Consider the following 21,806-nt stretch of genomic DNA (forward strand, 5'->3'; position numbering starts at 1 on the left):
CCCGCTCGGCGGGTTAAGTCGGCGGAATGGCCGCTACGGTCACTTGACCATCCATCAGGCATTCGATGAGAACGGAACCATCGAGCGGATAGATCCAGAAGTGCGGACCCACCTCCAAGAACTCCCGCGCATGCCGCACAACCGCGTCCACGCTCAGCGTGACGGTCGGCAACTCGAGGTCGCCCCAGAAGATGGCGACGCGAGATCCCTCCCCCGCATATCGGGAGAGCAGTTCTGCCGCCATCCTCGCCCAGTCGTCCTCGTCGTCCCACCAGCGGCGGTCCTCGTACGGGGCGGATTCCCAGTCGAGCGCCGCGCTGAAAGTGGGAGGGAATCTGTGGAGACTCACCGCTTCCAGCTTCCGGCTCTCGGCAAGACGCAACTTCACGACGTCACGTCCGTCGTCACTGTCCGGATCCTTCATAAAGTCCGGAAGGTGATCTGGTCGGATTCCATAGAAACTGTCTGCTGTCATCGCTGAAGCTTCCTGAGCCAGGGCGTGACGGTCTCGGAAGGCCACCTGATCGCGTACTTGCGAACCGCCGCACCCTTACCCGTCATCACGTTGATGTGTGCACCCTTATGAGGGTCGACATCCAAGCGGAACTCTCTGTAGTCCCCACCGCTCTTTCCAGTGAACCCGGTCACCTTACCGAAGGTCTCGACTGCGCTCTCAAGCCGTCCCCTGAGGGTCTTTCTCGTTCCGACGTCAAGCGTCCCCGTGATCTCCAACGCGGTGTTTCTCGCCGCCTCGAAGGAGTCGCGGTCCAGGGTTACCTCACTCCTGGGGTCATTTACATCACAAGAGCAGGTGCTCGAGTGTCCCTTGACCGAGCCGCCACAGTTGTGGACGAGTACCGGCGCAGCCCCCGCCGCCACGAAGAACGTGTGCGCCCGGTCCACCGTCAGGTTGTGGACCGTCGTGCTCTGGGTCCATGCCCGTACCGCCGTCAGTTCGACCTTCGTGCCCGAGCCCGTGCTCAGCCACTGGCCCGGCTTCAGGTCGCCGGCGTCCAGCCATTCCTTCAGGTCGGGGACCCAGAAGGGGTGGCCCTCCGTGGCGGTCAGGACGGCTGTCGCGTCGCCGGCGGCGCCGTCCGTGTCGATCGTCAGGGCGACCAGGTGCTTCTCGCCCTTGCCGGTGATCGTGTCGGTGACCTTCTCCGACGACGGGGACTCGTCCGTCGTCGGGTCGGTCGCCTTCACCTCGTCGCCGACGTCCACGTCCTCGATGGGTTTGCGGCTGCCGTCGGCCATGAGGACGAGCGTGCCCTCGGTGAAGCTGTTGGCCGAGGCCGCGACCCCGGCGAGGTCCGCGGCGCAGGACGTGTACTCCACCGCCGTGTCCAGCTTGTCCGCGGCCTCGGAGATGTCATCCGCGTACTTCGCCGCCTTGGTCGCCATCCGGCCCGCCTTGGCCGCGCGGACCACGCCGGCTCCGGCGCCGCCCGCCAGGGCACCGGCCACCGTGGCCGCCGCCCAGGCGCAGGCCTCCATGTCGCCCTTGGTGAGGCAGTTCTTGAAGTCGTTGAAGCCGGAGGCCTCGGCCGCGAACTCCAGGCCGGCCTTCAGACCGTCCCGGATGTAGGGGGCGGCGGCACGGGCGAACTCCGTCGCGGCCTGGACCGCGGTGGAGACCGTCTCGACAACCTCACCGGCCGCCGCGACCACCGCGTCCCGCAGGTCGGTCGCGGCCTGTGCCGCGTCCGCGATGACGTTGCGCGCGGTGTCCACCACCGCCGCGGGCAGGTTCGCCGCCGCGGAGACGATGTCCTTGGTCACCGAGATCAACGGCTTCACCGCCGCCGCTATCTCCGGGAGCGGGCTGTGCTGGATGGCGTAGGAGACGGCCGCCTTGGCCTTCTTGGTGATGGCCTTGGCGCGGGCCACCGCGGCCCGTTTCGCCGCCGCCGCTTTCTCGCGGGCCCACGCCGCCGCCGATTTCGCCGCCGACGTCGCCTTGCTCGCCACCCAGCTGACCGCCGAGGACACCTTCTGCGCGACCCAGCTGACGGCCGACCTGGCCTTGTTGTAGACCCACTTGGCCGCGTTGCTGATAGCCCGGCCGACCGCCTTCACCGCGGAGACCGCGGCCCGCCACGCCTTCTTGACGACCCTCTTGACCGCCCTCGCGGCCTTCTTGACGCCGCTCTTGATGGCGCTGCCGACCTTCTTCACCCCGGAGGCGACCTTCTTGCACCAGCCGCAGCTCGGCCAGTGGCCGTCGGGGTCGACGTAGTCCAGCGGTGCGCCGGCGCCGTAGGTGTAGCGGTTGGCGAGGATGGAGGCGCCTCCCGCGTAGTCCACCGAGTCGCGGGAGTCGAAGGTTCCGGTGTCCGAGTTGTACCAGCGGGCCCCCATGTTCACCTGGTCGGTGTCGGGGTCCGTGTAGTCGCCCTGGTAGCCCAGTTCGCCCGCGACCCCGCTCTCGCCCCCGTCCTCGGACTCCACCTCCTCGCCGAACGGGCTGTACGTCGTCGAGTCCGCCAGCTCCGTCAGGTCCGAGTCCGTCGCGTCGAAGTCACCGACCACGTCGCCGTGGGAGTCGGTCAGGACCAGTTGCGCGGTGCCGTTCTCGGAGACCGACATCAGCTCGTCCATCGGGCCGCGGCCGTAGGAGGAGGCGCCGTCGCTGACCGGGTCGGGGCTGAGGCCCGCGTAGGTGAAGTCGGTGCCGTTGCGGGAGTCGACGCGGTCCAGGGAGTCGTAGGAGTACGACACGTCGCCGGCCTGGAGGAGGCGGTCGAAGGCGTCGAAGGCGAAGTCCTCGGTCAGCCCGGAGCTGGTGCGGGAGGACAGGGTGCCGCGCGGGCTGTACGTGTAGGTGTAGTCGCCGTCGGACTGGACGCGGTTGCGTTCGTCGTAGACGGCGGTCTTGTCGCCCTCCCGGGTGCGGTTGCCGGAGGCGTCCCACCCGTACTCGGTGGTGTCGCCGTCGGCGGTCCAGGAGGTGAGGCGGCCGGCCTGGTCGTAGCCGTAGGTGTTGTCGGCCGCGTTGCTGCCGGTGACCTTCTTCGAGGTCAGGTGGTCGTTGTCGTCGTAGCCGTAGTCGATGGAGGTGACGGCCTGGCCGGTGCTGTTGGTCAGGGTGTCGGTGTCGATGCGGCCCAGGTCGTCGTAGCCGTAGCTGCGGCTCTGTCCGGCGCCGTAGGAGACCTGGCGGAGCATGCCGGAGGTGTCGTAGGCGTAGCTCTGGCTGGTGCCGGTCAGGGAGTCGGTGGCGGTGGACAGCTGCTGCTTGGCGTACGTGAACAGGGACGTGCCGGTGGCGTCGGTGCGGCTGGTCAGCAGGCCGTCGTCGTCGTAGGCGTAGCTCGCCTCGCCGGACGGGCCCTCGGCCGACAGCAGCAGGCCGCGGTCGTTGTAGGTGTAGGTGTTGTCGCCGTCGGGGGTGGCGGCGGAGGTCAGGCGGCCCGCCGCGTCGTAGCCGTAGCTGCGGTCGGCGGTGGCGGCCTCGGCGCCGGTGCCGGTCTCCTTGATCAACTGGCCGGTGTTGTCGTAGACGCGGGTCTGGGTGACGCCGCCGGGGGCGGTGGCGCGCACCGCCTGGCCGACCGCGTCGTAGGCCGTGGTCCAGGTGCGGTCGGCGGCGTCGGGGTCGGCCTCGGTGGCCGGTTCGATCACCGACTCGGCGAGTCCGAGGGTGTTGAACGTGTAGTACGTGGAGTTGCCGCGGCCGTCGGTGTAGCGGGTGCGGTGGCCGGCCGCGTCGTAGCCGAAGGACGTGGTGATGGACTCGGTGTCGGTGACCGGCTCGGTCTGCTTGGTGAGCCTGCCCAGCGCGTCGTAGGCGTAGCTGGTGGTGTGGCCCAGCGGGTCGGTCGACGCCACCAGGTTGCCCGCGTCGTCGTAGTCGTAGCCGATGGTGCGCAGGGCGTTGCTGTTCGGGGCCAGGTCGGACTCGGAGACGAGGCGTCCGGCCTGGTCGTAGAGGAACGAGGAGGTGCGGCCGAGGCCGTCGGCGCGGCGGACCTCGCGGCCGGCCAGGTCGTAGCCGAACTCGGTGACCGTGCCGCTGGGTTCGGTCAGGCGGACGACCTGGCCGAGGCTGTCGTAGGTGAACGACGTCTTCGCGCCGCTCGGGGCGGTCTGCTCGGTGACGTTGCCCGCGTCGTCGTAGGTGTAGCGGGTGGTGAACGCGTCCTCGTACGGCTCGCGGTCGATCTGCGTCTGGGTGACCGGGCGGTCCAGGTCGTCGTAGGTCGTCTCGGCGCGGGCGCCGGTCGGGCCGGTGACGGAGAGGACCTCGCCGGTGCGGGTGTAGGTGTACTTCCACTGGGCGCGGTCGTCGCCGGTGCCGGTGGGTTCGTCGCGGACGGTGACCCGGTTCAGCCGGTCGTAGCTGTAGCGGGTGACCTGGTCGAGGGGGTCGGTCGCCTCGACCAGGTTGCCCAGCGCGTCGTAGCGGTACTGGGCGGTCGGGGTGACCGGCGTGCTGCTGCCGGGCGCGGTGTACGCGGCGCCCGTGGTGCTGATCTGCCGGCCCAGCCGGTCGTACGCGGTGCGGGTGACGTTGCCCAGGGGGTCCTGGACGGAGGTGGCGGCGCCGTAGGTGTCCAGGCCGACGATGGTCAGCGGACGGGTGTGCTGCGCGGCGGCGCCGGCCTGTTCGGTGTCGACGGCGGGCGCCAGGGTGGAGATCTGGCGGCCCAGCGTGTCGTAGCCGTAGTCGGTGACGTTCCCGGCGGGATCGGTCACGGTCTTGGTCAGGCCGCGCTGGTCGTAGGCGTACGTCGTGGTCAGCGTCCCGGAGCCGTTGTGGGTGATCTCCTTGGTGGCGTTGCCCGCGAGGTCGTAGACGTAGTCGACCTGCTCGGGGGTGGCGCTCACCGGCCACGGCACGTGGGACGGGTTGCCGCCGTTCTTCGTCGTGGTGACGTTGCCGGCCAGGTCGTAGGTGTAGCTGGTGGAGCGGGACAGGCCGCCCGGGTCGGTCACGGTGGAGGCGACCCGGCCGACGGCGTCGTAGGTGGTCCTGGTGACCGTCCGCCCGTTGTCGGTGGTCTCCTGGGTGACGTTGCCGGCGCCGTCGTACTCGTTGGCCTCCACGACGATGTCGCGGGTGGTGCCGTCGGGGTTGTGGAAGCCCTTGAGGGTGATCGACTTGACCAGGTCGTCGCCGTAGTACTGGTACTCCAGGGTGCGGCCCATGGCGTCGGTGTGCTGGGCGAGGCGGCCGGCCATGTCGTAGGCGTAGGACTGCATGACCAGGTCCTCGCCGGACCCGTCGGCGCCGTCGGGGTCGCTGTCCCAGTCGGTCAGGCGCACCTCGGCGATCATGTTGCGCGCGGTGTAGGCGTACTCGAAGCGGTTGCCGTTGCCGTCGACCATGAAGGTCTGGTTGCCGAACGGGTCGTAGCCGTAGGAGGTCTCGTTGCCCTCGGCGTCGGTGACCCGCACCGGGCGGCCGTGGTCGTCGAGTTCGTACGTCATCGAGCGCGGCAGGTCCGCGCCGACGATGTCGTCGATCTCGGTGGCCGTCACCACGCCGTCCGGGTCGTACGTCGTCGTGGTGCGCTGCTGGTGCTGCGCCCCGGTGACGGCGTCGCCGACCTGCGGGTCCGTGGAGGACACCAGACGGGACAGCTTGTCGTACTGGTAGGTGGTGGTGACGCCGTTCGGCTGGCTGTCGGAGATCTCGGTCTCGCTGGTACGGCGGCCGAGGGCGTCGTAGGTGTAGCGGGTGATGAGACCGGACGGTTCGACGACCTCGGCGATGTCACCGCTGTTGAAGTAGGCGTAGCGGGTGACGGCGCCGCGCGGGTCGGTGCTGGTCCGCAGCAGGCCGGTGGGGGTGTTGCCGCCGTCGCGGGCCGGTTCCACGCCGGTGGTGTAGGTGTTGACGACCGAGCCGCCGTCGGGGTTCTTCTGGGAGAGCAGATTGCCGTTGTCGTCGTACTTGTACGTGGTCAGGTAGCGGTTGTCGGTGGCGCTGCTGGAGCGGGCGTCGCGGGTCTCGGTGGGCAGGTCGATCCGCAGGTCCAGCTCGTCCAGGCCGGCCGGGTAGGTGGTGTACGAGGTGTGGCAGTCGCCCTTGGCCCGGCAGGTGGTCTGGCTGTTGACGTTGCCCCGGTCGTCGTAGCCGAGGGTGACGGTGTCGCCGGTCTCGCTGGTGGTGATGGTCTGGTAGCCGCGGTCGTCGTAGGTGTAGCTGCGGATCGCGACGCCGTCGACGGGGTGCCGGATGAAGTCGGGGCTGCCGTCGTCGTTGCCCGGCGGGGTGGTGCAGAACATCGGGTCGCCGGGGTCGGGCTCCGAGCAGACCTCGGTCGGCGGGGAGGTGGAGGGGGACGGCTCGGGGGTTCCGTCGTACTCGCGGGTGCCCAGGCCCAGCGGTTCGCCGTAGCGCAGCAGCTGGGAGGTCATGCCGTCGTACTCGTAGAAGTACGGCTGGCCGACCGGGTCGTGCACCTCGACGGTGCGGCGCAGGTCGTCCTCGTCGCCGAAGACGGCGGGGGCGCCCACCGCCCAGGTGCCGCCGTTGGCGTCGGTGTACTCGCTGACCCGGTCGCGGGCGGTGTCGTAGGACACCTCGGCGGCGGTCCGGCCGCTGGGCAGGGTCGTCCTGGTGAGCAGGTCGGCGGCCTTGGTGCCCAGGGCGTAGTGGGTGGAGACGGCCTGGGAGCCCAGCGGGTGGTGGTAGACGGCGACCTCGTCGATCGAGCCCGCGAAGGAGCGGGCCTGGGCGCCGCCCCAGCCGGGCCAGCTCGCCGGGGAGCTGGGCCGGGCCGCGCCGATCTGGTTGTGGGTGAGGTTCTGCGCCTGGATCTGGCCGCCGGCCAGGGTGGCGGCCTGCTTGCCGTCCAGGTAGAGGGTCTGGGTGGCGCCGGAGACGGAGAGCACGGCGTGGTGCCACTTGCCGTCGTTGACGTTGGTGGTGGTGGCGGTCATGGGGTGGGCGGTGCCGTCCCAGAACTGGCCGCGCAGCTTGCCGTCGGTGCCGACGTACAGGGTGGGTACGCCGGTGCCGGGGGCGGTGCCCCACGCCTTGTCCTGGTAGCCGATCAGCGGGCCGCCGACGCCGGTGGCGATGGTCTTGAACCACACCTCGACGGCCGCGTCCCGGCTCGCCTTCAGGGTGCCGCCGGGCAGGGTGACCCGGGAGGTGGTGCCGTTGAAGGCCGCGGCGGTGGAGGGGTCGCCGGTGACCGCGCCGGCGCCGCCGAGGGTGACGTCGCCGTAGGTGCCGCGGTCCTTGCCGAGGTTGACCTCGATGGCGCTCTCGGCGGAGGTGCCCTCCTCCTCACCGAGCCGCCAGTAGGACTCGGGGCGCGAGTCGCGCACCCCCGCCGCGTAGTGGCTGCCGGCGGTGTAGGTGTAGGCGGTGCAGCCGCCCGTGGGGTCGCAGACCTGGTCCAGGACGTCACCGGTGTAGGTGTACGTCCAGGCCAGCGCGGCCCCGTCGACCGCGTTGGTGGCGACGCGGGTGACGTGGGAGCCGGTCCAGGTGAAGGTCAGGGAGCGCTTGCTGCGCGGGTTCTCGGCCTTGACGAGCTTGCCGCCCGAGTAGGTGTAGTTGACGACGTTGGAGGTGGCGTCGGTGATCTTGACGAGCAGGCCGGTGTTGCTGAAGGAGTACGTGGTGCCCGACTTGTCCTGGAGGGTCCAGGTGCCGGCGGTGGTGTCCTGGGTCAGCTTGGCGAACCGGCCGGGCGGCGGCGCGTAGGAGCCGTCGGGGTTCTTGCCGAAGCGGACGTCGCGGCCGTCCGGGTAGCGGATGACGACGTTGCCGGTGCCGTCGTTGTCGGGGGTGAGCCGGATGTCGTAGCGGGTGGTCCAGCCGGTGCCGAAGGCGAGGTCGGTGCGCGGGTCGAGGCTGTTGTAGGTCCGCACCAGCGTCATGTCCGGGCCGACGCCGGCCAGGGAGGCGTCGATCGCCGAGGTCGCGTAGTTGCCGACCTGCGGGTCGAACTCCAGGTCCTGCCCCTCGCTCAGCCGGGAGGTGATCTCCGGCTGCGGGACCGAGGTGAGCAGGGCGATCTGCGCCGTGGGCACCTCGTTGCTCGCGTCCTTGGCGAAGCCGCGCCACAGGTAGGTCTTGTTCCAGGACAGCCGGCCGGCCGGGACGGAATAGGCGGGGCTGGACTGGTAGGCGGAGGTGACGCAGTCGACGGGCTTGTCGTCGTCGCCCTGCTCGCAGACCTCGAACTTGTACTGGAGCGTCTGCCCGGCGGGCGCGTCGATGTCCACGGCGCTGGCCCACAGCTGCGGGCTGAGCGTCTGCGCCTGGTAGCCGTTGGGCGGGTACTGCTCCTGCACCACGGGCGCGATGTCGAAGACCTGGAGGGAGAGCCGGCCGGGGGCGACCTGCTCGTCGGTGAAGACCGGGCCGCCGGACTTGACCATGGTGAAGTCGAGCAGGTAGGCGCCCGGCGGCAGCGCCTTGATGGTGGCGGTGAAGGTGGTCCTGGCGCCGTGGGCGACGTTGGTGGCCAGGTTGGCGGCGCGCTGCTGGGTGACCAGCTTGCCGTCCTTGTCGTACGCCCGGTAGGCCAGGTAGTAGGCGCCGGGCGTCCAGGTCTGCGCGCCCTTGTTGGTGACGGCGACCTTGACCTGGCCGGCCTGGTTCTGCAGGACGGGCGGGTCGGGGACGGGCTGGGTGAAGGAGTAGCTCGCGTTGTACGGCGAGTGGGTGACGTACAGCTTGGGCGGGTTGGCCGTGCCGTGCCCGGCGAACTTCTTCCAGCCCAGGGAGTCGGTGGCCGAGGCCCGCACCGACAGGCCGTAGTTGGCCTGGTCACCGTCGACCCAGCGCTGGACGAGGTCGCGGCCGGACTTGCCGAGGTCGAACAGCTCGGAGGCGGCGGGGCAGGCGGACTTGGACTTGCCGGTGGCGATGTAGCCGTAGGCGAAGGACTTCGACGCGAGGCTGCCGCCGACCGAGGGGCCGGGGTAGCTGAGGCCGGTGCCGGCGGACCAGGACTCGGTGACCGGGTGGACCGACACCGGGCGGGCCTTGCAGGAGGCGGAGTCGTAGTTGGTGAGCTGGAGCTGGGCGCCGAAGATCTTGTGGTGCTTCAGCTCCTCGTCCAGTGACGGGAAGCCCAGGTAGGTGGCGGTCGCGCCGTCGGCGCCCTTGCCGGCCTGGAGTTCGCTGGTGCCGACGACGGAGCCGCCGCTCTTGACGTAGACGCTGGTCTCGGCGGACGAGGTGTCCACGGAGGGGTCGACCTTGACCGGGAAGACCCGCTCCGGGGCCCGCAGCCAGTCCGCGTCGACGGTGATCCGCAGGGCCTGGCCGCCGCCGGCCCGCTCGACGAGGTCGTAGGCGACGTCCTCGGAGCGGGCGGGGGCGCCCTGCTCACCGCCGTGTCCCGAGTCCTCCATGAACCCGGCGGGGATGACTCCGGCGACGCGGCCCCTGGCGTCGGTCAGCTCCACGGCGCCGTCCGCGATCCGTGCCGTCAGCCCGTCCAGGGCGAGGGGGAAGTCGAAGGTCGTCGGGGCGTCGGCCGAGTGCAGGACGAGGGTCTCCTTGACGCCGCCGGCCTGGGACTCCAGCGTCAGGTCGGTGTCCGCGAGGACGCCCTGGTAGGTGACGGCGCTGCCCTCGGCGCTGCCCTCGACGCCGGCGGCGCCGCTCAGGCCGTACGACAGGCTGCGGCCGCCGGGGAGTTCCACGGTGGCCAGGCGCGCGGAGTCGGCCCGCTCGTCGATGCGTACGCCGACCGCGTCGGCGGTGTTGCGCCAGCCGTCGCCGTCCGCCCGCAGGTCCGTGTCGATGGGCTGCCAGTCACCGTCCGCGTCCCGGTAGTTGACCGGTGTCGGGGACAGCTCGGTGGTCCGGGTGCCGTCCTCGTTGGCGTAGGTACGGCTGAACCCGTCGCGCTCGGCGGGCAGTTCCCTGCTGCGCTCGGCGTCGAAGCCGGTGACCTCGGTGGCCGGCGGGGCGACGGCCTCGGCCTTGTTGCGGGCCTTCTTCTCGGCGGCGGCGACACTGCCCTTCTTCACCGTCGTCGGATACTTCGACCGCAGGGTCCGCGGGGCCTTGGTGTTGGCGTCCCGCTCGCCGACCAGGTGGTCCTTGCCGTCGGCGGACGCCCACCGCTGGTCGGGGGCGTCGCGGCCCTGGGGGTCCGCGGGGAACAGCGGGATGCCGGTGCCGGACAGGGCCAGGGAACTGGCCGTGATCACCGACGCCAGGAGGATGCCGAGGGCCATGCCCCAGCGACTGCGGCGCAGCCGACGGGACAGCAGTCTTCGGGCGACTCTCCGGTAGTCAGGCACAGCTCCCCCTCAGCACCACACGTGGGTCATGAATCGACTTATGGATCCTGAGAGTTGTATGAAGATTCTGTCCAGACGATCACCAACTGTCCACCTGCTTGTCATGTACACGCGTCAGCTGTTCATCTCCGCGCCACTGCATCGTTAACCCAAAGCTGCTTACCGTCCCCCTGCCAGGGGGTGCGCACTCGTGTCGAACCGCTGCTTCCCTGCTCGGAATCACCGCACTGAGCTGGAAGGACGTCCATGAGATCCGCATCGGGCAGACGGTTCGGCCGTCGCGCGGTCACGTCGACCGCGCCGGCAGCCGCCGCCCCGCCCGTCGTCCGCATGTCGACACCACACCCGTACGCCGCGGACGGCGTCCTGTGCGGCGCCCGCACCGGGCCGACGGGGGCGACGACCCGGTCCGCCCGCGGCGGGGACACCCTCCGCGGCGCCGGTGACCGGACACGGGGGCCGGGCGTCCGGCGCACCCGGGGGCCGCAGATCCCCAAGGCCCCGGCCGGCCCCGCCGCCGCCCGCCCCACCACCGGCGACGGCACCCCCGATGCCGCGCCGGTCCGTGCGGAGCACGGCCTGTCCGCACCGTCGGGCAGGTAGCGCCGGACCCACGAATGTCCCACTCGGGGGGAGCCGTCACCGCAGACGCGCCGCCCCCTCCTCCGGCCGTCCCGTGACCCGGGGCGACCAGATCACACGAAGTCCGGAAGGATGCCGATGAGACCCCTGTCACCCCTGTCCCGTGGACGGCTCAGCCGTCGGGTGATCGCGATCACCACCGCGGCCGCCGCGCTGCCGATAGCCGTGACCACCACCTCGGGCACCGCCCAGGCCGCGGACGAGATCACCTGCACGTCGACCGGCGCCCTCTACTCGGTCACCACCGAGGGAAGCCTGCTGCGGCGCAACGTCGCCGACCCGGCCGGCGCGACGGGCTCGCTCCCCGAGGCCGGCACCATCGACTCCGGCTGGGACCAGTACCCGCGCGTACTGACCGCCAACGGAGCGACCTTCTACGGCATCAAATCGGACGGCCTGTACTTCAGCCACCGGGACGGATCGACCGGCACCTGGGACATCCACCACCGCAAGATCAGCGACTCGTACGGCAGTTACCGCCTGGACGCCAACCGCAACAAGATCACCGCGGACCGGGGCGGCAACCTCTGGTTCGTCGACGGCGACGGCGACCTGCGCTACGCCCGCTACACCAGCTCCACCGACACATGGAGCGCGGACAGCAACAAGAAGATCGCCTCGGGCTGGGGGCGTTACAGCTTCATCGTCGCCACCGAGCTGGGCGTGGTCTACGGAGTCGACTCGGCCACCGGCGACCTGACGCGCTCGCGCTACGACTTCACCAGCCAGCGGTGGATCGAGCAGCACCGCACGGTCAGCTGGGCGGACTGGCGCGACACCGAGGACCTCACCTCCTTCGGCGGCGACACCATCCTCCGCGTCAAGCCCAACGGAGAGGTGCGCCAGTACCGCTTCCGGGAGGACGCGGGCAACTTCGACCCCTACAACGTGCTCCTCGGCAGCGGCACCTGGTGGGCCGGCTACACCAGCGTGACCGGCGCGCCGGACGCCTGCCGCCTGGCCGCGAACCACACGCCGGCGAAGCCCTCGATCAGTGTCGAGTCCGCGACCCCGACCAGTGTGCTCCAGGCGTCCAGCGGGGAGGTCGAGTACGCCTACACCGACAACATCGGGCGTCTGGTCCACGGCCGGCAGACCGACCCGTCGGACTTCAACTCCGTGCAGTGGACGACGGTCTCGGGCAACGAGGCGTTCTCGGGGCAGCCGACGCTCTCCGAACAGCCGGACGGCCGGACGGCGCTGACCGCGCAGAACGTCAGCAGCGACATCTGGTGGCGGCGGCACGCCGCGAGCAGCCCGGACTGGGGCGACTGGATCAACCTCGCCGGCGCGATGGCGGAGCACCCGACGACCGGGAAGACGGCGGACGGAGTGCTCGCGCAGTTCGCCGTGGACGCCGACGGCAAGCCCTGGTACCGCGTCCAGCAGCGGGCCAACGTCGACTTCATGGGCTGGATGCCGCTGAGCGGCGAGGGCTTCACCGGCCCGCTCACCGCCGTCACCGTCCGCAACGGCATCCAGCTCTTCGGCACCGATGCGAACGGCACGCTCCGGACCGCGACCTTCAGCAACGGCACCGTCGGCACCTGGACCACCCTGGGCGACCGGACCATCACCGGCACCCCGTCCGTCATCGTCTACCCCGGCTACCGCCTCGGCGTCTACGCCCGCGACGCCGACGGGCGGATCGTCCACCTCACGCAGTCCGCCGAGGGCGCCGCCTTCCCCGCCGCCTGGTCCCAGGTCGGCGACAAGACCTTCGCCGGATCGCCCTCCGTCGTCATCAGCCCGCTCACCGGCATCACCGAGATCGTGGCCCGCGGCGAGGACGGCTTCATGTACAACACCGGCGAGCAGACCCAGGGCTCGGGCACCTGGCGCGCCTGGAACCAGGAGAGCTTCGAGGCGGCGGCGACCGACCCCACCGCCTTCACCTACACCAACGCCTCCGGCCCCACCTGGGCCTACTCCTACCGCACCAGCAGCAACCAGACCCGCGTCTACACGGTCACCCCGACCACCTTCGCCGCCTCCCGCTCCACCACCGGCGACAGCGCGGCCAAGCCGGCGCCGACCTTCACCGAGCGCGAGCTTCCGGCACCGCCCGCCGAGTAACCACGCCCGGCGACACGATCAGGCTCGTCCCCGTCAGAGCACCGGCTTCCGACCGCCCCGGTTCCGTCCAGGCCGGGGCGGTCGGTCCTCAACCAGTTCGGAAGGAAGCCCATGAGACACGCTTTGCGAGCAAGGCTCGGCCGCCGTACGGCCGCACTTCTGACCACGGCCGCCTTGCTCCCCCTCGCCATGACCACGTCGACCGACGCGCAGGCCGCCGACACCGACGTGACCTGCGCCGCGACCGGGTCCCTCTACTCGGTCACCACGGCCGGCGGTCTGCTGCGCCGCAGCCTGAGCGACCCGGCCGGCGGCACGGGCACCTGGCCCGAATCGGCCACCATCGACACCGGGTGGGACCAGTACCCCCGCGTACTGGCCGGCCCCAGCGCCACGTTCTACGGGATCAAGTCCGACGGTCTCTACCTCAGCCACCGCGACTCCGCGGGCACCTGGGACATCCACCACCAGAAGATCAGCGCGGGGTACGCCGACTACCGCCTGGACGAGAACCGGAACAAGATCACCATCGACACCGATGGCCACCTCTGGTTCATCGACGGCGACGGTGACCTGCGCTGGACCCGCTACGACAGCGACACCCAGACCTGGGAGCCCGCGGGCGGCAGCAAGAAGATGGGTTCCGGCTGGGGCCGCTTCTCCATGATCGTCGCCACCGATGTGGGCGTGCTGTACGGCGTGGACTCCGCCACCGGTCATCTGCTGCGGTCCCGCTACGACTTCGAGAGCCAGCGCTGGATCGAGCGCGACCGGCTGGCCAGTTCGGCCGACTGGCGGGAGACGGAGGACCTCACCTCGTTCGGCGGCGATGTGATCCTGCGCGTGCTGCCCGACGGCGAGGTCCGCCACTACCGGTTCCGGGAGGCCACCGGCGACTTCGACCCGTACAACAAGCTGCTGGGCGGCGGTACGTACGTCGCCGGGTACACCAGTGTCGTCGGGTCCGTGCGGTCCTGCCTGCTCAACGCCAGTCACACGCCGCCGAGCCCGGCGATCACCGTCGACGCCTTCACACCGAGCAGCGTGCTCCAGGCGTCCAGCGGGGAGGTCGAGTACGCCTACACCGACAACATCGGGCGTCTGGTCCACGGCCGGCAGACCGACGCGTCGGACTTCAACTCCGTCCAGTGGACGACCATTTCCGGCAACGACGCGTTCTCCGGGCAGCCGCAGCTGGCGGAGCAGACGGACGGCCGGACAACGGTGACGGCGCAGAACGTCAACAGCCAGATCTGGTACCGGCGGCACGCCGCGAGCAGCCCGGACTGGGAGGACTGGTACAACTTCGCCGGGGCCATGGCCCAGCACCCCGTCACCGTGAAGACGCCGGACGGGGCGATCGCCCAGTTCGCGGTGGATGCGGAGGGCGAGCCCTGGTACCGCACCGACTTCCTGGGCTGGATGCCGCTGAGCGGCGAGGGCTTCACCGGCCCGCTCACCGCCGTCACCGTCCGCAACGGCATCCAGCTCTTCGGCACCGACGCGAACGGCACCCTGCGCACCGCGACCTTCAGCAACGGCACCGTCGGCACCTGGACCACCCTGGGCGACCGGACCATCACCGGCACCCCGTCCGTCATCGTCTACCCCGGCTACCGCCTCGGCGTCTACGCCCGCGACACCACCGGCCACATCATCGGCCTCACTCAGACGTCCGAGGGCGCCGCCTTCCCCGCCGCCTGGTCCCAGGTCGGCGACAAGACCTTCGCCGGATCGCCCTCCGTCGTCATCAGCCCGCTCACCGGCATCACCGAGATCGTGGCCCGCGGCGAGGACGGCTTCATGTACAACACCGGCGAGCAGACCCAGGGCTCGGGCACCTGGCGCGCCTGGAACCAGGAGACCTACGAAGCGGCGGCCACCGACCCCACCGCCTTCACCTACACCAACGCCTCCGGCCCCACCTGGGCCTTCTCCTACCGCACCAGCAGCAACCAGACCCGCGTCTACCGCGCCTCCAGCGCCGCCACCGCCTTCCGCAGCGAGAGCAGCGACAGCGGCGACAGCAAGGCCGAGCCCGCTCCCGTCTTCGAGAAGAACGAGCTGCCCGCGCCTCCCGCCCCGTAACCACCCCGAACAGCACGACCGGCACCATGACCGGGACCGGCGCCGACAGCGGGCCGGTCCCGGTCCCGGTCCCGGTCCGCCGTCGGGAGGGTGCCGCGCGGGCTCAGGCCCCGCACTGCTCGAGCAGCGCGTCCCGGTCCGACGTGGTCACCGCCAGCTCGTACTTCACGGCGACCTGGGCGAACCGGACGGCGTACGCGCACCGGATCTTCTTGTTCGGCGGGAGCCAGGACGCCGGCCCGGAGTCGCCCTTGGCCGAGTTGGCGGGGCCGTCGACCGGCATGAGGTTGAGGGGGTCGTTGGCCAGTTGCCGCCGCTTCTTCTCCTCCCAGCGCGAAGAGCCCATCTGCCAGCTGTAGGAGAGCGGGACGACGTGGTCGATCTGCACCTCGGCGGCGTCCTGCTTGCGCCACTCGATGGTCTTGGCGGTGTACGGGTCGTCCAGCGTCATGGAGACGACCACGCAGTCGGAGCCGGACTTGAACTCCAGCTCCTGGCCGTCGCGCTGGAGGATGTCGTTGCGGGTGTCGCAGCCGTTGCGGGCCAGCGGGACGCCGTCGGCGGTGTCCATCCAGGCGTAGCCGAACTCGTCCCGGTCGTAGCCGGTCTTCGGGCCGCGGCCCTTGGTGTCCAGTTGCTCGATGAGTTCGCGGGCGGAGGTCCGGCCGGCGTCGCCGGTGACCGCCGCGAGGCCGGGCTTGGTCCCGTCCGGGTTGCTCAGCGGGCTCACGGCGTGCCCGGCGGCGGGTTCCGCTTCCGCCCCGCTGCCGCCGCTCCCCGACGACGCGGTCCCGCCGTCCTCCAGACTGTCGCACCCGGTGACCAGGGCCAGAGCCAGAGCCGCGCACGCGGCCCATCCGTTTCGCATCCTGCTGTGCCGCGTCACACGCGCCTCCCCTTGCTGTTCCTCGCCGTACCACCGTAGCGAGCGAGAGGTCCAGACCATATAGGGCCTTAATGGGCGTATGCGGCACATGGGGCGTACGGTCGGAAAAGAGTCTCGTCTCGGAAGGAGTTCCTGCATGGGCTTCCTCGACAAGGTCAAGAGCATGGCCGGCAAGGACAAGGACAGGTCACGGAAGATGTCCGACGCCGCCGAGAAGCAGGTCAACAAGCGGACCGGCGGCAAGTACGGGAAGCAGGTCGACGCCGCCCAGCGGCAGGCCGAGAGCCGGCTCGGCATGGGCAGGCGGGGCGGCGGCAAGCCGGACCAGCACTGACCCCACAGGGGCGTGAGGCCGTCCGCGGTGCCACCGGGCACCACGGGCGGCCTCACGCCACTCCCCACCGGGCCGCTACGACCCCAGCACGGACGTCAGGAACTCCCCGACCCAGCCCAGCAGCTCCCGCCCGACCAGCGGTTTCCCGCCGACCTTCGCGGTCTTCGGACGCGGCACCAGCACCTGGTGGGCGGTCGCCTTGATGACCGTTCCCGGGTACAGCCGCTTGAGCCGCAGCTCCTGCGACTCCCGCAGCTCGACCGGCGCGAACCGGATGTTGTTGCCCTGGAGCACGATCTCGCCGACGGCGCACGCCCGCGCGAGCATCCGCAGCCCCGCCACCAGCAGCAGGTTCTCCACGGGCTCGGGGAGTTTGCCGTACCGGTCGACCAGTTCCTCCCGTACGGCCTTGATGTCCTCCTCGCTGTTGGCGGAGGCGATGGAGCGGTACGCCTGGAGGCGCAGCCGCTCGCCGGGGGCGTAGTCGTGCGGGACGTGCGCGTCGACCGGCAGCTCGATCTTGACCTCCAGCGGCGGCTCCTCCTCCGCCCCGCCCTCCAGGGCGGCCCGGTAGTCGGCCACCGCCTCGCCGACCATCCGCACGTACAGGTCGAAGCCGACGCCGGCGATGTGCCCGGACTGCTCGCCGCCGAGCAGGTTGCCCGCGCCGCGGATCTCCAGGTCCTTCATGGCCACGTACATGCCCGCGCCCATCTCGGTGTGCTGGGCGATGGTGGCGAGCCGCTCGTGAGCCGTCTCCGTCAGCGGCTTCTCCGGCGGGTAGAGGAAGTACGCGTACCCGCGCTCGCGCCCCCGCCCGACCCGGCCGCGCAGCTGGTGGAGCTGGCTGAGCCCGAAGTTGTCGCCGCGCTCGACGATGAGCGTGTTGGCGTTGGAGATGTCGATGCCGGACTCGACGATCGTGGTCGACACGAGCACGTCGAACCGCTTCTCCCAGAAGTCGACCACGACCTGTTCCAGGGCCTGCTCGGACATCTGGCCGTGGGCGGTGGCGATGCGCGCCTCGGGCACGATCTCGCGCAGCCGCGCCGCCGCCCGGTCGATGGACTCGACGCGGTTGTGGATGTAGAAGACCTGGCCCTCGCGCAGCAGCTCACGGCGGATGGCGGCGCCGATCTGCTTCTGCTCGTAGGGGCCGACGAAGGTCAGCACCGGGTGCCGTTCCTCCGGCGGGGTGGTGATCGTCGACATCTCGCGGATGCCGGTGACCGCCATCTCCAGGGTGCGGGGAATGGGGGTGGCGGACATCGTCAGCACGTCCACGTTGGCCCGCAGCTTCTTCAGCTGCTCCTTGTGCTCGACGCCGAAGCGCTGCTCCTCGTCGACGATGACCAGCCCGAGGTCCTTGAACTTGGTCTCGGAGGAGAACAGCCGGTGGGTGCCGATGACGACGTCCACCGAGCCGTCCCGCAGCCCCTCCAGGGTCGCCTTGGCCTCGGTGTCGGTCTGGAACCGGGACAGCGCCCGCACCTTCACCGGGAACTGCGCGTACCGCTCGCTGAACGTCCCGAAGTGCTGCTGCACCAGCAGGGTGGTGGGGACCAGTACGGCGACCTGCTTGCCGTCCTGTACGGCCTTGAACGCGGCCCGCACCGCGATCTCGGTCTTGCCGTACCCCACATCACCGCAGATCAGACGGTCCATGGGCACCGTCTTCTCCATGTCCTCCTTGACCTCGGCGATGGTGGTGAGCTGGTCGGGGGTCTCCGCGTAGGGGAAGGCGTCCTCCAGCTCCCGCTGCCACGGCGTGTCGGCCCCGAAGGCGTGCCCCGGCGCCGCCATCCGGGCGCTGTAGAGCTTGATGAGATCGGCGGCGATCTCCTTGACCGCCTTCTTCGCCCGCGCCTTGGTCTTGGTCCAGTCGGCGCCGCCGAGCCGGTGCAGGGTGGGCGCCTCGCCACCGACGTACTTGGTGATCTGCTCCAGCTGGTCGGTGGGGATGTAGAGGCGGTCACCGGGCTGGCCGCGCTTGGCGGGCGCGTACTCCACCACCAGGTACTCCCTGGTCGCCCCCTGCACGGTGCGCTGCACCATCTCGATGTACCGGCCCACGCCGTGCTGCTCGTGGACGATGTAGTCGCCCGCCTCCAGGGTGAGCGGGTCGATGGTCTTGCGGCGCCGGGCCGGCATCCGCGCGCCCTCGCGCCCGGCGGCCTTCTGCCCGGAGAGATCGGTCTCGGTGAGCACGGCGAGCTTGAGCCCCGGCTCCACGAACCCGTGGTCGATCGACCCGCAGGCCACGTGCACGACGGACGGACTCAGCTCACCGAGCCCGGCCGACTTGGCACCGGGGACGTCGAGGCGGGCCGCGATCCCCTCGCCGCCCAGCACCTCCACCGTGCGGGCGGCGGTGCCGTGCCCCTCGGTCACGTACGCCACCCGCCAGCCGTCGGCGAGCCAGCCCTTGGTGTCGGCCAGCGCCTTGGCGGTGTCGCCGCGGTAGGTCTCGGGGGCGTGCATGCCGAGCTTGAGGGTGCCGGCGTCCAGTTCCTCGTCGGCGGCGAACGGCGACACCGACCACCACATCATCCCCAGCTCACGGGCCCGCTCCCGGACGTCCGCGAGGGACCACAGGGAGGCCGCGCCGACGTCGATCGGCGCCTCGCCGCCCCCGGCGGTGGCCGCCCAGGACGCCTGGAGGAACTCCTGGCTGGTCGCCACCAGGTCGGCGGCCCGCGTCCGCACCCGCTCGGGGTCGCACACGACGGTCATGGCGCCGCCGGGTCCCTGCGGCAGTACGTCGAGCAGCAGCTCCATGTCGTCGACGAGCACCGGCGCGAGGGACTCCATGCCCTCGACCGCGATCCCCTCGGCGATCTTGCCGAGCAGCTCCCCCAGCTCCGGGTGCTCCTCGGCGAGGGCGGCGGCCCGCTCCCGCACCTCGTCCGTGAGCAGCAGCTCCCGGCAGGGCGGCGCCCACAGTCCGTGTTCGGCGACCTCCAGGGAGCGCTGGTCGGCGACCTTGAAGTAGCGGATCTCCTCGACGTCGTCGCCCCAGAACTCGATCCGCAGGGGGTGTTCCTCGGTCGGCGGGAACACGTCGAGGATCCCGCCGCGCACGGCGAACTCGCCCCGCTTCTCCACCAGCTCCACCCGGGCGTACGCGGCGGCGGCGAGGGCCTGCACGACCTCTTCGAGGTCAGCGCTCTGCCCGCTCCTCAGCGCCACCGGCTCCAGGTCCCCCAGCCCCTTGACCTGCGGCTGGAGCACAGACCGCACGGGCGCGACGACGACCGAGACGGGCCCGGTCTCGGGGTCGTCGGCGCGGGGGTGGACCAGCCGCCGCAGCACCGCCAGCCGCCGCCCCACGGTGTCGCTGCGCGGGCTGAGCCGCTCGTGCGGCAGCGTCTCCCAGGACGGGTACTCGACCACGCCCTCGGGCGGCAGCAGCGAACGCAGGGCCGCGACCAGGTCCTCCGCCTCCCGCCCGGTCGCCGTGACGGCGAGGACCGGCCTGCCCGTCTCACGGGCCAGCGCGGCCACCGAGAAGGGCCGGGCGGCGGGCGGGCCGACCAGATCGACATGCATGCGGTTGCCGTCGCCGGCCGCCGCGATCGCTTCCGCGAGGGCGGTGTCCTTGACGACGGCGTCGAGCAGACCGTGCAGGCTCATGGAGGGGGCGCTTTCCGTCCGTGGGAGTACGTGGGATGTCCCGGGTGTGCAACACGACGGGCCCGACACGCCGTGCGGGCCGGGGGTGTCCAGCGTACGTCGCCACGGCGACGGACGCCGGAGCCTGTGGACAGCGCCGGCACGGGTCCCCGGACGACGTCTCCTTCCCCGCCGATCACACAACGGCTACCGTCAGCGGCACGGCGCGGGCACCGGCCCGCCCGGCCCGCTCGGGCGACGGGGGTGTGTGATGGTGACGCTGGGAGTGTTCTTCGGGATCCTCATGGTCGCGGTGGCGGGTCTGGCCTGGAAGATCTCCCGGCGCGGAAGCGGGCCGACGCGGAACCCCGAGGGGCTGCGCATCGAACAGACCCACCGCCGAGCGGCCGACCAGGCCCGGCGCTCGTACAGTGCGCTCTCCCAGCACGACACGCTGCCGCTGGGGGACAGGTTCCGCGACCGGCGATGACGGCGAGGAATCTCCGGCACGGGCCTGCCGCTGACACTTCGCACAGCGGTCAGCGGTCAGCGGTCAGCGGTCAGCGGTCAGCGGTCAGCGGTCAGCGGCAAGGCTGCCTCCACTACGCCCCGAGCATGTCCATCAGGTGATCGTCCAGGTCGGCGGCCCAGCGCTCACGCCGCCAGGGCCTCAGCTCCCGCCGTACCTGCCGCAACCGCAGCGCCGGTACCCGCCCGCCGGTGCCGGCGGCCGCGGCCACGCAGTCGTGAAGGAGTTCGGCCGCCGCCCGCGGTTCACCGAGCCGAACCCGCGCCAGCGCCTGGTCGGTGGTGATGATCGCGCGTTGTACCCGCTCCCGGGGGGTGGCCAGCGCACCGACCGCCCGGGCGAACCGGTCGTGTGCCGCCGCCGGGTCGCCGACATACAGTTCACAGACCCCCTCGAAGCCGCGCAGATGCGCTGCCGAGAACGCCGTGGGCGCCGGATCTCCGGCGTGATCGGCATTCATGTCGTACCAGGCGAGCTCCAAGGCGGCGGCTGCCTGCCGGTCGTGTCCGGCCCGGGCGGCCAGTTCGGCCTGCAACGCGTGCGCGCGAGCCCGGACCAGTGTGCTCTCCCCGGTGCGGGCCGACCGTACCGCTCGGTCCGCCAGGCGCGTGGCGCTGTCGAGCCCCGGGGCCGAGTAGAGGGCGACGAGCGCGTGACTCATGTGGACCCCGGCCTGCGTCCACGGTTGACCGAGCAGACCGGCCTCCCGAGTGGCCTCGGTGTACAGCGCTCGCGCCGCGGAGTCGTCCCTCGTCTCGAAAGCCAGTCTGCCGGCCAGCACCGCTCCCGCGACCGCGATCACCCGCAGTCGTGCGACGAGCGACTCCGGGACCGGGCCGGCGAGAAGGCGCCGGGCGGCTTCGACAGCGGGGGCGAGGAGCACCTGGAGGCGGACCATCGGGAGTGAGCCGACCTCCGCGTTGACGTCCTCGATGATCGAGGCGAGTCCGACCAGGGTGTCCTCGTCGGTCCGCGCCGGGTCGGCCAGGGCAGCGGCCAGGCCGGTGTGCACACCGGGAGCGAGAAGTGCGAACATCCCGCCGTCGTCGGTGGCCGCACGGAGCATGGCGCTGCGTAGTTCGCAGACGCGCCCCTCGCTCTCCCCCAGCAGGCCGAGGGCGTCCAGGTAGTACGCGAAGTCGGAGCCGGTGCCGAGGGCGGTCTCGCCGGCAGGGGAACGGGCGTAGACGTGCGCGAGGAGCAGTTGGTACCGCTCGTCCGGGAGAGTCGTCGGTTTCGCTGACTCCCAGCGGGCGACCGAGCGCTGGACGGCGGCGACGCCCGGCAGCGAAGGCTGACCGAGGTCAGCCGCACCCGAGATCAGCGCACGGGCGAGGCCGGCCAACGACAGACCGCGCCGCTTGCGCAGTGCTTTCAGTGCGGCCGCTCCCGCGGCCTTGTCCGCCATGTCC

At 71.1% G+C, this 21,806-nt stretch carries 10 protein-coding genes; 5 read left to right on the top strand and 5 right to left on the bottom strand.

Features of this window, described 5'->3' with window-relative positions:
* Positions 1-13 precede the first annotated feature (13 nt).
* Together ACIQR3_RS10600 and ACIQR3_RS10605 are read right to left on the bottom strand one after the other, a co-directional pair.
* On the bottom strand, positions 14-475 hold the full coding sequence (locus ACIQR3_RS10600) for a hypothetical protein (protein WP_403536994.1): 462 nt from the start codon (positions 473-475) through the stop codon (positions 14-16).
* Positions 472-10,227 carry a LamG-like jellyroll fold domain-containing protein gene (locus ACIQR3_RS10605; protein WP_403536996.1) on the bottom strand — a complete coding sequence of 3,252 codons (9,756 nt, stop codon included), beginning with the start codon at positions 10,225-10,227 and terminating at the stop codon, positions 472-474. Before ACIQR3_RS10605 ends, ACIQR3_RS10600 begins: the two co-directional genes overlap by 4 nt.
* A gap of 246 nt (positions 10,228-10,473) precedes the next feature.
* Between ACIQR3_RS10605 and ACIQR3_RS10610 the strand changes: the two genes are divergently transcribed.
* The 3 genes from ACIQR3_RS10610 (at position 10,474) to ACIQR3_RS10620 (ending at position 15,033) form a co-directional block, all read left to right on the top strand.
* Complete coding sequence (locus ACIQR3_RS10610) at positions 10,474-10,830, top strand: hypothetical protein (RefSeq protein ID WP_403536999.1); 357 nt, start codon at positions 10,474-10,476, stop codon at positions 10,828-10,830.
* Between the two features lie 117 nt (positions 10,831-10,947).
* Complete coding sequence (locus tag ACIQR3_RS10615) at positions 10,948-12,945, top strand: tachylectin-related carbohydrate-binding protein (RefSeq protein WP_403537002.1); 1,998 nt, start codon at positions 10,948-10,950, stop codon at positions 12,943-12,945.
* Between the two features lie 189 nt (positions 12,946-13,134).
* Positions 13,135-15,033 (top strand): tachylectin-related carbohydrate-binding protein, encoded by a 1,899-nt coding sequence (locus ACIQR3_RS10620; protein WP_403537005.1) that lies wholly within the window; start codon positions 13,135-13,137, stop codon positions 15,031-15,033.
* A 103-nt stretch (positions 15,034-15,136) separates the two neighbouring features.
* Here the strand turns inward: ACIQR3_RS10620 and ACIQR3_RS10625 are convergent, their stop codons facing one another.
* Complete coding sequence (locus tag ACIQR3_RS10625; protein WP_403537007.1) at positions 15,137-15,919, bottom strand: HNH endonuclease family protein; 783 nt, start codon at positions 15,917-15,919, stop codon at positions 15,137-15,139.
* 136 nt (positions 15,920-16,055) lie between these two features.
* On the opposite strand from ACIQR3_RS10625, the gene ACIQR3_RS10630 reads away from it, so the two are divergent.
* Positions 16,056-16,253: an antitoxin gene (locus tag ACIQR3_RS10630; protein WP_215173069.1), complete on the top strand. Its 198-nt coding sequence runs from the start codon at positions 16,056-16,058 to the stop codon at positions 16,251-16,253.
* A gap of 75 nt (positions 16,254-16,328) precedes the next feature.
* Here the strand turns inward: ACIQR3_RS10630 and mfd are convergent, their stop codons facing one another.
* Positions 16,329-19,886: a transcription-repair coupling factor gene (gene mfd / locus ACIQR3_RS10635; RefSeq protein WP_403537011.1), complete on the bottom strand. Its 3,558-nt coding sequence runs from the start codon at positions 19,884-19,886 to the stop codon at positions 16,329-16,331.
* A 250-nt stretch (positions 19,887-20,136) separates the two neighbouring features.
* Between mfd and ACIQR3_RS10640 the strand changes: the two genes are divergently transcribed.
* Complete coding sequence (locus tag ACIQR3_RS10640) at positions 20,137-20,355, top strand: hypothetical protein (protein ID WP_403537014.1); 219 nt, start codon at positions 20,137-20,139, stop codon at positions 20,353-20,355.
* Between the two features lie 112 nt (positions 20,356-20,467).
* Here the strand turns inward: ACIQR3_RS10640 and ACIQR3_RS10645 are convergent, their stop codons facing one another.
* Positions 20,468-21,802 (bottom strand): hypothetical protein, encoded by a 1,335-nt coding sequence (locus ACIQR3_RS10645; RefSeq protein WP_403537017.1) that lies wholly within the window; start codon positions 21,800-21,802, stop codon positions 20,468-20,470.
* Positions 21,803-21,806 lie beyond the last annotated feature (4 nt).

Origin of the sequence: Streptomyces sp. NPDC090994, assembly GCF_044768905.1 — a bacterium.
In the GTDB taxonomy this organism is placed as follows: Bacteria; Actinomycetota; Actinomycetes; order Streptomycetales; family Streptomycetaceae; genus Streptomyces.